The following is a 14,678-nucleotide window of genomic DNA, read 5'->3' as shown; positions in this document are numbered from 1 at the left end:
CACCCCTGCCCATTCCCCATCAGCCACTGCCGCCCATCCCAACCCGCAGGTGCCCATCCGCATCCGCGGCGCCCGGCAGAACAACCTGAAGGGGCTGGACCTGGACATCCCCACCGGCCAGCTGGTGGTGGTCACCGGTGTCTCGGGCAGCGGCAAGTCCTCACTGGTCTTCGACACCCTCTACGCCGAGGGCCAGCGTCGCTATGTCGAGACCTTCTCGGCCTACGCCCGCCAGTTCCTCGATCGGATGGATCGTCCCCAGGTCGACAGCATCGACGGCGTGCCGCCCGCCATCGCCATCGACCAGACCAACCCGGTGCGCACCTCGCGCTCCACGGTCGGCACGATGACCGAGCTGAACGACCATCTGAAGCTGCTGATGGCCCACGCCGCCACCCTGTACTGCCGGCAGTGCGCCCAGCCGGTCCGGGTCGACGACGTGGCCAGCATCGCCGCCACCGTGCACCAGCGGGCCGCCGCGCTGGAGGATCCCCGCCTCTACGTCACCTTCCCGGTTCTGGTACCGGCCGGCTTCGACGAACGGGAGGTCATCGCCCAACTGCAGGCCCAGGGCTACACCCGCATCCACCAGCGCGAGGATCTGCCCAACCCCGTCGAGAGCGAGGAAACCACCGGCAAGACCGGCAAGCGCAAGGCGGGCAAGGCCGCAAGTGACAAGGCAGCGAAGGCCGGAAAGCGCACCAAAGCCGACAAGACAACCCGCGCCGCAGCAGCCAAGGCAGACGCCAGCACCCTTACCTCTCAGGCCGTCCCTCCGGATGGCGCCGACGCCGCCACGGCAGCCGGCGCCGACGACACCCCGCTGATACACGATCACCCCGTCCGCCTTACCGTTGTGGCCGACCGGTTCCGCGCCAGCAGCGTGCCCGATGACCGGCTGGCGGGCAGCCTGGAAGCAGCCCTGGACCGTGGCCATGGCCGTCTGGCCGTCATCGCCCAGGACGCCGAGGGCCACGAGCTGGCCCGCTGGCATTTCAGCACGCAGTTTGCCTGCGCCACCTGCGACATCGCCTATCACGCGCCCACGCCCAGCCTGTTCTCGTTCAACTCGCCGCTGGGCGCCTGCGACACCTGCAAGGGCTTCGGTCGCGTCATCGGTCTGGACCTCGGCCTGGTCATCCCCGATCCGACCAAGTCGCTGGCCGAAGGCGCCGTCAAGCCCTGGCAGACGCCCAGCTTCAAGGAAGCCCAGGACGAACTGATGAAGTACGGCCGCAAGGCCGGCATCGATCTGGACAGCCCCTGGTCGGACCTGTCCGAAGCCGACCGGCGCTGGGTCATCGAAGGCGCGCCCGACTGGAGCGGCGACTGGAAGCGGCAGTGGTACGGCATCCGCCACTTCTTCGGCTGGCTGGAAAGCAAGGCCTACAAGATGCACATCCGGGTGCTGCTGTCCAAGTACCGCTCCTACACCCCGTGCCCCGCCTGTGAAGGCGCCCGCCTCAAGCCCGAGGCCCTGCTCTGGCGCGTGGGCAACGAAGAAGACGCCCGGCAGGCCTTCGCCCCGGTCGCCGACGAAAACGGAACCGCCCCGGCCGACCAGCCCTCGTCCGGCCGCGCATCTTCAAACGATCCGGCCGGTGTCGATGCCCACGCGGAAAGCGCGGGAAGCTACCGACGCTTTCGCCCCATGGGCACGCAGTGGACCGACGCCCAGCTCGACGCCCTGCCGGGCCTGACCCTGCACGACCTCATGCTGCTGCCCATCGACCGGCTGAACCGGCTGATGGCCGGCCTGCACCTGCCTGCGCCGCTGGACGAGGCCACCGAGCTGCTGATGACCGAGATCCGTACCCGGCTGCGCTTCCTGAGCGACGTGGGTCTGGACTACCTCACGCTCGACCGCCAGTCGCGCACGCTCTCCGGCGGCGAAGTGCAGCGCATCAACCTCACCACCGCGCTGGGCACCTCGCTGGTCAACACGCTCTTCATCCTCGATGAGCCCTCCATCGGCCTGCACCCGCGCGACATGGACCGCATCATCGCCATCATGCAGCGGCTGCGCGACGCCGGCAATTCGCTGGTGGTGGTCGAGCACGACCCGCAGGTGATGTTCGCCGCCGAGCGCATCATCGACATCGGCCCGGGCCCGGGCGAACGGGGCGGCCAGATCGTCTTTGACGGCCCGGCCAGCCGGCTGCCTGCCGCCCAGACACTCACCGCCGACTACCTGGCACGCCGCAAGCACGCCTCCTCCGGCCATCGCGAACCCGTCACCGACGACACCCCGCGCCTGCGACTTGAAGGCGTCACCGCCCACAACCTCAAGGGCATCGACGTGGACATCCCGCTGGGACGGCTCGTCTGCCTGACCGGCGTCTCCGGCAGCGGCAAGTCCACCCTCATGCAGGACGTGCTGCTGCCCGCCCTGCTGAAGGAACAGGGCCTGCCCACCGAGGCTCCCGGTGAATTCAGGCGCCTCGTCGGCGCCCGCCAGATCGACGGCGTGGTCTTCGTCGACCAGTCGCCCATCGGCAAGACCACCCGCAGCAACCCGGTCAGCTACGTCGGCGCCTTCGACCTGATCCGCAAGCAGTTTGCCGCCACCGAACTGGCCCGCGAACGCGGCTACACCGCCGGCGTCTTCAGCTTCAACAGCGGCGATGGCCGCTGCCCCACCTGCGGCGGCAACGGCTTCGAGCACGTCGAGATGCAGTTCCTGTCCGACGTGTACCTGCGCTGCCCCGACTGCGACGGCCGGCGCTTCCGCCCCGAGATCCAGGACGTGCGCATCCGCGGCCGCAGCGACGGCACCGCCATGGCCCGCCCGGTGGAGGCCTCCATCGTCGACGTGCTGGAAATGACCGTGCGCCAGGCCGCCGACTTCTTCAGCGCCACCCCCGAGATCCAGCGCCGCCTGCAGCCGCTGGTCGAGGTCGGCCTCGACTATCTGAAGCTTGGGCAGCCTGTGCCCACCCTGTCAGGCGGCGAAGCCCAGCGCCTGAAGCTGGCCGGCTTCCTGGCCGAAGCCGCCGAACAGGCCCGCAAGCGCGGCGCCCGCAGCGGCCGCCACGCTGCCGGCGGCACGCTGTACCTGTTCGACGAACCCACCACCGGCCTGCACTTCGACGACATCGCCCGACTGCTGCGCGCCCTGCGCTCGCTGCAGGCTGCCGGCCACTCCGTGCTGGTCATCGAGCACAACCTCGACTTCATCGACGCCGCCGACTGGCTCATCGACCTGGGCCCCGGCGGGGGCGATCACGGCGGGCGCATCGTGGCCACCGGTACCCCACCGGACGTCGCCGCCAATCCAGCCTCCTTCACGGGTGCGGCACTGGCCACCCACCAGGCCGAGCTGGAGCGCCTGTCCCGCCAGGCCACGGCGCCACAGGCGGCCCACACGGTTCAGGAGCCCGCCCCCGCCTGGCAGGCCGGATCGCTGCGCGACCGCGCCAGCAGCGCCATCCTCGTGCACGGCGCCCGCGAGCACAACCTGAAGAACATCGACGTGGACATCCCGCGCGACCGGCTCACCGTCATCACCGGCGTCTCGGGCAGCGGCAAGTCCACCCTGGCCTTTGATGTCGTCTTCGGCGAAGGCCAGCGCCGCTATCTCGAATCGCTCAACGCCTACGCCCGCCAGTTCGTCCAGCCCGCCTCGCGGCCCGATGTGGACGGCATCTACGGCATCCCGCCCACCGTTGCCATCGAGCAGCGCACCAGCCGCGGCGGCCGCAAGAGCACCGTCGCCACCCTCACCGAGATCCACCACTTCCTGCGACTGCTGTTCCAGAAGCTGGGCACCCAGTACTGCCCCAACGACGGAACCCCCATCGAGCCGCAGTCCTTCGACAGCATCGCCGCCCGCATCCTGCGCGACTACCGCGGCCGCCAGGTGGGCCTGCTGGCCCCGCTGGTCGTGGGCCGCAAGGGCGTCTACACCGACCTGGCCAAATGGGCTCACGGCAAGGGCTACCCCATGCTGCGCGTGGACGGCAAGTTTCTGCCCACCCAGGGCTTCCCGCGCATCGACCGCTACATCGAGCACAACATCGAACTGCCGGTGGCCGACCTGACCATCAGTCCCGCCCACGAGACCGAGCTGCGAACCCAGCTGCTGGCCACCCTGCAGCACGGCAAGGGCGTGGTCATGCTGCTGGAAGACGTGGACCGCCTGAAGACCGACCTGGACGCCCACCTGAACACCGTCCTCTTCAGCACCAAGCGCGCCTGCAGCCACTGCGGCACCAGCTACCCCGAGCTGGATCCGCGCACCTTCTCGTTCAACGCACGGCAGGGCTGGTGCCCCGGCTGCCTGGGCACCGGCCTGGCCATCATCGGCCGCATCAAGAAGGATGAACTTACCCCCGGCCTGGAAGGCGAGACCGATGCCGGCGTCACCTACAGCGATGACCCCTGCCCCGTCTGCCACGGCCAGCGCCTCAACCCCGTGGCGCTGAACGTGCGCGTCGGCGGCCAGTCCATCGCCGATGTCACCGCCCAGTCCGTCCTGCAGGCCCGCCAGTGGGTCGACACCGTGGCCAAGGGCTTCGACCGCCGCCAGACCGACATCGCCGCCGGCATCCTCGACGAGATCCGCAACCGCCTGGCCTTCCTCATCGACGTGGGCCTGGGCTACCTCACGCTCGACCGCTCCGCCCCCACCCTGTCCGGCGGCGAGGCCCAGCGCATCCGCCTGGCCGGCCAGCTCGGCTCCAACCTGCAGGGCGTCTGCTACGTGCTGGACGAACCCACCATCGGCCTGCACCCGCGCGACAACCGCCTGCTGCTGCAGACCCTGGACAAGCTGCGCCACAAGGGCAACACCCTGCTGGTCGTCGAACACGACGAAGAGACCATCGCCCGCGCCGACCACCTGATCGACATCGGCCCCGGCGCCGGCCGCCTGGGCGGCCAGATCATCGCCAGCGGCACCCTGGCCGAAGTGGAGGCCAATCCCGATAGCCTCACCGGCCGCTATCTGGCCCATCCGCCCGCCCTGCCCGATGCCGCCCGCCGCCCCGTCGACGACGACACCCCCGCCCTGCATCTGCTGGGCGCCCACCTGCACAACCTGAAGGACGCCTCCGCCCGCATCCCGCTCAAGCGTCTGACCGTCGTCACCGGCGTTTCCGGTTCCGGCAAGTCCACCTTCGCCCGCGACGTGCTGCTGGACGCCCTGCAGCGCAAGCTGGCCGGCGAGCGCGGCAAGATCCCCCACTGCCAGGACCTGCAAGGCTGGCAGGGCATCCAGCGCGTGCTGGAAGTGGACCAGACCCCCATCGGCAAGACCCCGCGCTCCACCCCTGCCACCTACATCGGCTTCTGGGACGCCATCCGCCGCCTCTTCGCCGACACCAGCGAAGCCCGCCTGCGCGGCTACACCGCCTCGCGCTTCTCCTTCAACACCGCCGGCGGCCGCTGCCCCGCCTGCGAAGGCCAGGGCGTGCGCACCATCGAGATGAACTTCCTGCCCGACGTGCGCATCCTCTGCGACACCTGCGGCGGCGGACGCTTCGACCCCGAGACCAACCAGGTCCGCCTCAACGGCAAGTCCATCGCCGACGTGCTGCACATGACCGTGGACGAAGCCCTGGAATTCTTCACCCCGTGGCGCTCCATCGCCCATCCCCTGCAACTGTTGCAGGACGTGGGCCTGGGCTACCTCACCCTGGGGCAGCAGAGCCCCACCCTGTCCGGCGGCGAGGCCCAGCGCATCAAGCTCGTCACCGAACTGGCCAAGGTCCGCGCCCTCACCGAAGAGGTCGACCCGCTGCGTGAAGCCAAGGCCCAAGCCACTGCCCGCGCCCGTGCGCGCAAGGCCGGCCACCAGGGCGAGGTCGTCGACGGCGGCACCTTCTACATCCTGGACGAGCCCACCGTCGGCCTGCACATGGCCGACGTGGAGAAACTGCTGCACGTCATGCACCGCCTCGTCGATGCCGGCAACACCTTGCTGGTCATCGAACACAACCAGAACATCTGGGCCGAGGCCGACTGGATCATCGACATCGGCCCCGAAGGCGGCACCGACGGCGGCCAGGTCGTTGCCGAAGGCCCGCCCGCCCAGCTGGCCCGCAGCCGCAAGACCCACACCGGCCGCCTGCTGGCCGAGTTCCTGGCGGCGCATCGGGGCGAGAAACCCGAGGGGTCCGAGGGCAAAGCCACCAGGAGAGAAGCCAGCGAGAGCAAAACCAACCTGGCCGGGCTGCGCCCGGCATCCCGCACCCGCAAGGCGAGCACCACCCGCGCCGGCACCAAGGCCCTCAAGACCGATCCCCACTGACGAAACGCTCACCCCGCAGACAGGGGGCCCTGCAGAAGCATCCAGCGCCTGCAGCCCCCCGTCCGGCGTCCTTTCCCACCCGCGCACCCATCATGCAACCTGCAACCGCTCCATCCGCCGCCATCGGCCTGCCCTGGCTGGGCACCGGCGCCCTGTTCGCTGCCCTGGGAGTCGCCGCCGGCGCCTTCGGTGCCCATGGCCTGCGTGCCATGCTGGCCGAGCCCCTGCTGCTCATCTACGAGACCGCCGTGCGCTACCAGATGTACCACGCCCTGGCCCTCGTCGCCCTCGGTGCCCTGGCCGGCCGCCTGCCTCCCCGCGCCATCACCGTCAGCGGCAGCCTGTTCACCCTCGGCATCCTGCTGTTCAGCGGCAGCCTCTACCTGCTGGTGCTCACCGGCACCCGGCCACTGGGCATCCTCACCCCCATCGGCGGCAGCTGCTTCATCGCCGGCTGGGTGTGGCTGGCCATCTCGGCCTGGCGTGCCGTGCGGACGCCCGAACAGCCCAGGTCCCGCACATCGTGAAACACCCCACCCCGTGACACGCCTCACCTCGTGACACGCCCCATCGCGTGGCACGCCCCCCACACACATTCGTGGCCCCTCGAAGCGGCGTCTTTCCAGGCCATCCACGCAAGATCAGCCCCCAATCCGCTCCGCGCACCGCACACTGAACGCATTTGGGCCCAGAACGGAACCATTGCCCACCGGATCACCGAAGATCCGGCGGGGCCTTCGCCGACCCCTTCCCGGAACTCGGCAAAACAGACATCCGTGCTGCGGTTTTGTACAGTGACCCAATCGTCAATTGTGGCAACATCCTGAATTCAAGTGCATGCCTTGCCTGGAGGTTTTCGTCATGGACACTACGCAAAAGACGCCATCCCCCCGCTCAGCCCCCAACACCGGGGCTCGCAGGGCCGCGTGGCGCATCCTGCAACGCGAGGGACGACGCCTTGAAGAGACGCCCCTGCGAACCCTGCTCGAAAACCCTGGCCGCCCTGCCCAGCTGCGCCTCGAAGCCGCCGGCCTCATCGCCGACTTCAGCAAGCAGCGCATCGACGACGCCGTCATCGACGCCCTGATCGGCGTGGCCAACAGCGCCCGCCTGCCCGAAGCACGCCAGTACATGCTCAGCGGCGGCATTGCCAACCCCACCGAGGGGCGGCAGGTGCTGCACACCGCCCTGCGCGGCCTCGAAGGCGACCCCAACGCGGCCCAGCTGGCCCGCGCCGAACGCCAGCGCATCGTCGACCTGGCCCGCCGCTTCCGTCAGGGTGAACTGCGCGGCCACAGTGGCCAGCCGCTCACCACCCTCGTCTGCATCGGCATCGGCGGCTCCGACCTGGGCCCACGCCTGGTCTGCGACGCCCTGGCCCAGCCGGGCGGCCCCGACGTGCGTTTCGTGGCCAACGTCGACCCGGCCGACCTGGCCCGCAACCTCGTCGGCCTCGACCCCGCCACCACCGCCTTCCTGGTCGTCTCCAAGACCTTCACCACCCGCGAGACCCTGGCCAACGCCGAAGCCGCCCTGCACTGGCTCATCCACGCCGGCATCCCGCGCGAGGCCGCCCTGCGACAGTTCATCGGCGTCACCGCCCACCCCGAAGCCGCCGAACGCTACGGCGTGCCCGCCACGCAGATCCTGCGCTTCTGGGACTGGGTGGGCGGCCGTTACTCGCTGTGGTCCGCCGCCGGCGTCTCCATCGCCATTGCCTGTGGCCCCGAAGTCTTCGAGCAGCTGCTGGACGGCGCCCGCGCCATGGACGAGCACTTCCAGAGCGCCCCGTTCAAGAGCAACCTGCCCGTCTGGCTCGGCCTCATCAGCATCTGGAACCGCGACATCCTGGACTGCACCAGCCAGGCCATCATCCCCTACAGCGAACGGCTGCGCCTGCTGCCCAACTACCTGCAGCAGCTCATCATGGAGAGCAACGGCAAATCCGCCCGCGTCAACGGCAGCCACCTCGGCCTGCTCAGCAGCCCGGTCATCTGGGGCGTCTCGGGCACCAACGCCCAGCACTCCTTCTTCCAGCAGCTGCACCAGGGCCCCGACACCGTGCCGGTGGACTTCATCATCGCCCGCAAGGCAGATCCTGCCACCCTGGGCGGCCCGGATGACCAGCGCCACCAGATCCTCGTGGCCAACTGCCTGGCCCAGAGCGCCGCACTGGCCCTGGGCAAACCGCTGCCCGACGAAGCCAGTGGCGAAGACTGGCACAAGGCCTTCCCGGGCAACCGGCCCAGCACGCTCATTCTGCTGCCCGCCATCGACGCCCGCTCCGTCGGCGCCCTGCTGGCCGCCTATGAGCACGCCACCTTCGTGGCCAGCGTGATCCTGGGCATCAACGCCTTCGACCAGTTCGGCGTCGAATACGGCAAGGTGATGGCCAAGTCGGTCGAATCCGCCCTGGCCGGTGGCGACGCCAGCGCGCTGGACCCGTCCACCCGGGCCCTGCTCGGCTACTTCCGCGGCTGACGCAGCGTGAACCGTGCGCCCTTCGGGCGCACTCAAAAAAAGCGCCCGTCATGGGCGCTTTTTGCTGGCCCCCCTTGCTGCGGCCTTACTGGAGACACTTCCACCAGCTCCAATCTTCCATCGCGTTCTCAGCCCCCAAGCGGGTTTCCGGGCCTCCGATGTAGAGCGCCCCGTGAGCCGGGTACCCTCCTCGGCTCATGTTGCCCGCTTGCGCTTCCAGAGCTCCTGTGGAGGCACCCCACTCCGGGGTGTTGCGGTCAAACCAGACTGCTATCCTGGTAAGACCGTCGGTTACAAGCGCTACTCAACCTAATCCAACCGACTGTGTCATGACGGCTTCGCCTTGAATACCATACCCGTTTCGGGTACATTTCTACCAAGAGATCAAGGTGGCGAACATCCTCAAACGAAAGGACTTTGCACGCTGGCAAGCCAAGGAGCACCTGACGGACACAGCACTATGCAAAGCAGTCAAAGAAATGGAAAAGGGGCTGATCGACGCAGACTTGGGAGGTTTCCTCTACAAGAAACGAGTTGCTCGTTCAGGCTCAGGCAAGAGCGGAGGATACCGAACACTGCTATCTGCTCGACTCGGTAACCGTTATGTATTCCTGCATGGATTCGCCAAGAACGATAGGGCGAACATCACGCAGGACGAGAGGAAGGCGTTGCAGTTCGCCGGCATAACATTTCTGGAACTGCCCCCCATGGCCTTATCCAAGGCGTTGCAATCGGGTGTTTTGATAGAGGTACATTGTGAGCAAGATCATTGAATCGCTGCGCGAGGATCTCGAAACGCTTCACCAAGCCGGAGCCATCGACAAGGTGACAATGCGTGAGTTCGATGCGATCTGCCCCCCTCCAGTAAGGGACTTCCAGGCCGCCGACATCAAGCGTCTGCGTGAAAGTCTCAGGTTCAGCCAACCCGTGTTTGCACTTCACCTGCACACATCCGCATCAACCATACGCAAATGGGAACAGGGCGAAACCCACCCTACAGGCCCAGCACTCAAGCTTCTGAACATCATCGCCGACAAAGGCTTGCAGGCCATCATCTGACATTTCCATCAACGGAAGGCATCCCCCAAGGGATCCGCCTGCTCCCGGGCATGAACTTGGCCCCCATAATGACCATGGGCCCCAAACAGGGGCCCATGCTTCAGCAACGATCAGCGATCAACCTTCAGCCGATCAGAACCGGATCCCGGCCTTCACGCTGTAGCTGGTCGTGTCGCCCGTGCGATCCACCTCAGCAGCCAGGTTGATGCCCAGGTTGATGTTGACGCCGGCAAACGCACGGTTCAGCGAGAAGGACTCGCGCTTCAGCCCCGGCACGTCCTTCGGCGTGCTGCGCACCCACACCTTGCCCACGCCCGCATACGGCGTGAACATCAGGATGCCTTTCGAGATCGACAGGTCCACACCGGTCGTGTTCATCTTCAGCTGGTCCACGCCCGACAGCGCCGAGTACGAACCCCGGATGGCCACCGCCGGCATCACGGTGCTGCCCTCGATGAAGGCCCAGCGCACACCAGCACCCCAGACGCCGATGTTGTTCGTCGCCTTGTTGTAGAACGCATCCAGGTCGATGTTGTTGGGCAGACCCTTGTGAGCCCGGATGCCGCCCATGGCCACGTACTGGTCAACCTTCGACCCATTGGAGGCCCGGCTCCACAGCGAACGGTCCTTCAGCTTGAAGCCCGTGGCCGAGGCGCTGATGTCGAAACCCAGCACGCCCAGCCCTTCCGCCGGAACCACCCCCTTGAAGGCCACGGCACCGCCCAGTTCCTTGGACAGCTCGCGGAACTCCTGTTGCTGCAGCGCCTGCAGCGTGTTGGCGTAGTCACTTGCCGCCATGGCCGGCGCAGCGGCCAGCCCGCAGCCGCCGACTGCCGCCAGAGCAACCGCCACACGAGCAGCCGTCATCTTGCGCGTAAAACCAGAATACATTGTGTCATCTCCTGACAAATAACGTCATATTCCAGAAAGGGCCTCATACAAAACGCCCCATCACACCCCTGATATTAGCCCATGGCGCCACGGCAGGGTGACAGTCCGACATCCGTCGTCCGGAGCCGATGGAACGCCGGTGCTAAGATCGACCGGAAAATGCCGCGCGCCGCGCCATGCCGCATGTACCGCATGTACCGCATGTACCGCATGTACCGCATGTGCAGCATGTACCGCGTTCGCCGCATGGCCGCCACGAGCAGTCTCCGGCGTACCGCATCGGCGCAGCATCCCTGACCCCACACCTTTTCCGCTTCGCTCCCTCACCGTGAACACCACAACACGCCCCGAGTACATCCTCACCCTCGCCTGCCCTGACCGCGCCGGCATCGTTCACACCATCACCGGCCTGCTGCTCGTGCACGGCGGCAACATCACCGAAGCCGCCCAGTACAACGACCCCGACACCGGCCTCTTCTTCATGCGGGTGCAGTTCACCAGCCCCGCCGCCCCCACCACCCTGCGCGATGCCCTGCAGGCCGCCGCCAGCGACCTCTCGCTGCGCTGGAACCTGGCCGAGAACGGCCGGCGCATGCCCACCGTCATCCTCGTCTCGAAACTGGGCCACTGCCTCAACGACCTGCTCTTCCGGACTCGCGCCGGCATGCTGCCCATCGACATCCGCGCCATCATCTCCAACCACGAAGACTTCCGTCCCCAGGTCGAAGCCCAGGGCATCCCCTTCCACCACGTCCCCGTCAGCGCCGCCACCCGCGAAGCCGCCGAAGCCCGACAACTGGAAATCATCGAATCATCCGGCGCCGAACTGGTTGTCCTCGCGCGCTACATGCAGATCCTCTCCGACAACCTCTGCCGCCAGCTCCAGGGCCGTGCCATCAACATCCACCACTCCTTCCTGCCCAGCTTCAAGGGTGCCCGCCCCTACTACCAGGCCCATGACCGCGGCGTGAAGATCATCGGCGCCACCGCCCACTACGTCACCGCCGAACTCGACGAAGGCCCCATCATCGAACAGGACGTCGAACGCGTCGACCACACCATGACCGTCGACACCCTCACCGCCCTGGGCGGCGACGTCGAGAACGTCGTGCTCGCCCGCGCCGTCAAATGGCACGCCGAACACCGCATCATGCTGAACGGCCACAAGACCGTCGTGTTCCGCTGACCTGGCCCCCCTCCTTCTGAAAGCCCCGGGAACCGGGTACCTCCACAGGCGATTTCTGGGAGCGCAAGCGGACAGCATGAGCCGAGGAAGGTACCCGGCTCCCGGGGCGTACTTCATCGAAGGCACTTCTCGCCAACAGAGGAAGGCACTTGGCTCAAAGGGCGCTCCCCATCGAAGGCACCTCCTCCAACCAAGGCACAGCCATCACCTTCTGAAAGCCCGGGAAGCGGGTGCCTCCACAGGCGATTTCTGGAAGCGTAAGCGGACAGCATGAGCCGAGGAAGGTACCCGCTTCCCGGGCGTGCTTCATCGAAGGCACTTCTCGCCAACAGAGAAAGGCACCCGGCTCCCGGGGCGCTCTCCATCGAAGGCACTCTCCCCTTCATCAGAGGCCCTTCTCCCCCGAAACCCACGGGATTCCGTACAAACCCCATGGGTACTTTCCCACCTTGCGAAAAGCAGGCACTCCCCGCAAAGTCTCCTTCCGCGCCCTCGCCCCATGAACGCCCCAGAGCGGCCGGCAAGGGTGGGGCAACCACAAGGAGACAACCATGGCCGATCCCATCGTCGAACGAATCCGGCAACACCCCCAGTACCCGCGCCTGAAGACGGAGCGCAGCCGCCTCGGATGGACACTCACCATCCTGATGCTGATCGTCTTCTACGGCTTCATCGGACTGATTGCCTTCGACCGCCAGTTCCTGGCCCAACCGCTCAGCGCTGACGGCGTCACCACCATCGGCATCCCCATCGCCCTGGGCGTGATCATCTTCACCGTCCTCATCACCGGCTTCTACGTCCACCGTGCCAACAGCCGCTACGACGCCATGACCCGCGACATCCTGAAGGAGACCACGCAATGAACCGCCAAGCCCTTGCCTTCGGCGCCGCCCTGGCCGCCTTCGGCCTGATAGCCGCCCCAGCCCATGCCGCCGGCGTCGACGTCGGCGAAGTCACCCGTCAGGCCACCAACTGGACGGCCATCATCCTGTTCACCGCCTTCGTGGGCGCCACGCTCTGGATCACCAAGTGGGCCGCCGGACGCACCCGTTCCGCCGCCGACTTCTACACCGCCGGTGGCGGCATCACCGGCTTCCAGAACGGCCTGGCCATTGCCGGCGACTTCATGTCCGCGGCCTCCTTCCTGGGCATCTCCGCAGCCGTCATGGCCAGCGGCTATGATGGCCTGCTCTACGCGCTCGGCTTCCTGGTCGGCTGGCCCATCCTCACCTTCCTGCTGGCCGAACGCCTGCGCAACCTCGGCAAGTTCACCTTTGCCGACGTGGCCGGCTACCGCTTCCAGCAGAAGCCCATCCGGATGTTTGCCGCTGCCGGCACGCTCGTGACCGTCGCCTTCTACCTCATCGCCCAGATGGTCGGTGCAGGCCAGCTCATCAAGCTGCTCTTCGGACTCGACTACTGGGTCGCCGTCGTCATCGTCGGCGTGCTGATGATGGTCTACGTGCTCTTCGGCGGCATGACGGCCACCACCTGGGTGCAGATCATCAAGGCCGTGCTGCTGCTCTTCGGCGTCTCCTTCATGGGCTTCATGGTCATGAAGCACTATGGCTTCAGCCTGGAAGCGCTGTTTGCCGATGCCGTGCGCGTCAAGGCCAACATCGCGGCCCAGGGCGGTGCCAGCCCTGAAGAAGCCCACCAGCACGGACTGGCCCTGATGAGCCCCGGCGGCTTCATCAAGGATCCCATCTCCGCCCTGTCCTTCGGCATGGCGCTGATGTTCGGTACCGCCGGCCTGCCCCACATCCTGATGCGCTTCTTCACCGTGCCCGATGCCCGTGAAGCCCGCAAGTCGGTGTTCTGGGCCACGACCTGGATCGGCTACTTCTACCTGCTGATCTTCATCATCGGCTTCGGTGCCATCACCATCGTGCTCACCAACCCCGAGTTCGCCAACACCGCCACCGGCGTCATCCACGGGGGTGCCGGCACCGCCAACATGGCCGCCGTGCTGCTGGCCAAGTCCGTGGGTGGCAACCTGTTCTACGGCTTCATCTCGGCCGTGGCCTTCGCCACCATCCTGGCCGTCGTTGCCGGCCTCACCCTGTCGGGCGCCTCGGCCGTCTCGCACGACCTCTACGCCACCGTCATCAAGCAGGGCAAGGCCGACAGCGCCTCCGAACTGCGTGTCTCGCGCATCACCACCCTGGTGCTTGGCGTCATCGCCGTGCTGCTGGGCATCCTGTTCGAGAAGCAGAACGTGGCCTTCATGGTGTCGCTGGCCTTTGCCGTGGCAGCCTCGGCCAACTTCCCGGTCCTGTTCCTGTCGGTGTTCTGGAAGGGCACCACCACTCGCGGCGCCGTCATCGGTGGCTTCCTGGGCCTCATCGCCTCGGTACTGCTCACCATCCTGTCGCCGTCGGTCTGGGAAGCCACCTTCGGCAACCCCGTGGGCAGCGCGCCCTTCCCCTACACCTCGCCGGCAGTCTTCTCGATGATCGTCGGCTTCCTGGGGGTCTGGCTGTTCTCGCTGCTCGACAACAGCGCCACCGCTGCACAGGAACGTGACGCCTTCGAGGCCCAGCAGGTCCGCTCCGAGACCGGCTACGGCGCCGCCAAAGCCTCGGCACACTGAGGCACCACCCCGCAGGCCATCCCCGGGTACGGGTCCGATCCCCGGCCCGGGGCCTCACGGCCCAGGCCATGGACAGATCACCGCACCATCACCTGACGGCCCCCTATCCAGCCTGCCCACCATCACCCAGCCCGCCCGGCCATCGCGCCCGGCGGGCTTTCTGTTCGCTCTCCCTTGACGCCCTCTTTCGCAATACTACAATTGTAGTAAAACTGCCT

At 67.1% G+C, this 14,678-nt stretch carries 9 protein-coding genes; 8 read left to right on the top strand and 1 reads right to left on the bottom strand.

The annotated features are described in order from the left end of the window. Positions 1–49: 49 nt before the first annotated feature. From EL249_RS06325 to EL249_RS06305, 5 genes are all read left to right on the top strand, one after another. The gene (locus EL249_RS06325; protein ID WP_232002068.1) at positions 50–6,250 is read left to right on the top strand and encodes an excinuclease ABC subunit UvrA; all 6,201 of its coding nucleotides are present in this window, start codon (positions 50–52) and stop codon (positions 6,248–6,250) included. Positions 6,251–6,342: 92 nt separating this feature from the next. Next, complete coding sequence (locus EL249_RS06320; RefSeq protein WP_005673633.1) at positions 6,343–6,777, top strand: DUF423 domain-containing protein; 435 nt, start codon at positions 6,343–6,345, stop codon at positions 6,775–6,777. A 334-nt stretch (positions 6,778–7,111) separates the two neighbouring features. Further along, on the top strand, positions 7,112–8,731 hold the full coding sequence (gene pgi, locus EL249_RS06315) for a glucose-6-phosphate isomerase (RefSeq protein ID WP_050781880.1): 1,620 nt from the start codon (positions 7,112–7,114) through the stop codon (positions 8,729–8,731). Between the two features lie 389 nt (positions 8,732–9,120). After that, positions 9,121–9,504, top strand: coding sequence for a type II toxin-antitoxin system RelE/ParE family toxin (locus tag EL249_RS06310; protein ID WP_083799499.1), 384 nt, complete (start codon positions 9,121–9,123; stop codon positions 9,502–9,504). After that, positions 9,488–9,790 (top strand): helix-turn-helix domain-containing protein, encoded by a 303-nt coding sequence (locus EL249_RS06305; RefSeq protein ID WP_005673635.1) that lies wholly within the window; start codon positions 9,488–9,490, stop codon positions 9,788–9,790. The genes EL249_RS06310 and EL249_RS06305 overlap by 17 nt, the downstream gene beginning before the upstream one ends. 132 nt (positions 9,791–9,922) lie before the next feature. Here EL249_RS06305 and EL249_RS06300 read toward each other — a convergent pair whose 3' ends face one another. Next, positions 9,923–10,681 (bottom strand): hypothetical protein, encoded by a 759-nt coding sequence (locus EL249_RS06300; protein WP_005673636.1) that lies wholly within the window; start codon positions 10,679–10,681, stop codon positions 9,923–9,925. Between the two features lie 328 nt (positions 10,682–11,009). Between EL249_RS06300 and purU the strand changes: the two genes are divergently transcribed. From purU to EL249_RS06285, 3 genes are all read left to right on the top strand, one after another. Further along, a complete protein-coding gene (purU, locus tag EL249_RS06295; protein ID WP_005673639.1) occupies positions 11,010–11,867 on the top strand; it encodes a formyltetrahydrofolate deformylase in 858 nt (285 codons plus the stop codon). A 551-nt stretch (positions 11,868–12,418) separates the two neighbouring features. After that, a complete protein-coding gene (locus EL249_RS06290) occupies positions 12,419–12,730 on the top strand; it encodes a DUF485 domain-containing protein (protein WP_005673640.1) in 312 nt (103 codons plus the stop codon). Continuing rightward, positions 12,727–14,460: a cation acetate symporter gene (locus EL249_RS06285; RefSeq protein ID WP_005673641.1), complete on the top strand. Its 1,734-nt coding sequence runs from the start codon at positions 12,727–12,729 to the stop codon at positions 14,458–14,460. Before EL249_RS06290 ends, EL249_RS06285 begins: the two co-directional genes overlap by 4 nt. The last annotated feature ends 218 nt before the right edge of the window (positions 14,461–14,678 follow it).

This window comes from Lautropia mirabilis (assembly GCF_900637555.1).
Taxonomy (GTDB): Bacteria; Pseudomonadota; Gammaproteobacteria; order Burkholderiales; family Burkholderiaceae_E; genus Lautropia; species Lautropia mirabilis.
Note: the sequence above shows the minus strand (reverse complement) of the source record. Positions and strands in the feature narration are given on the sequence as shown.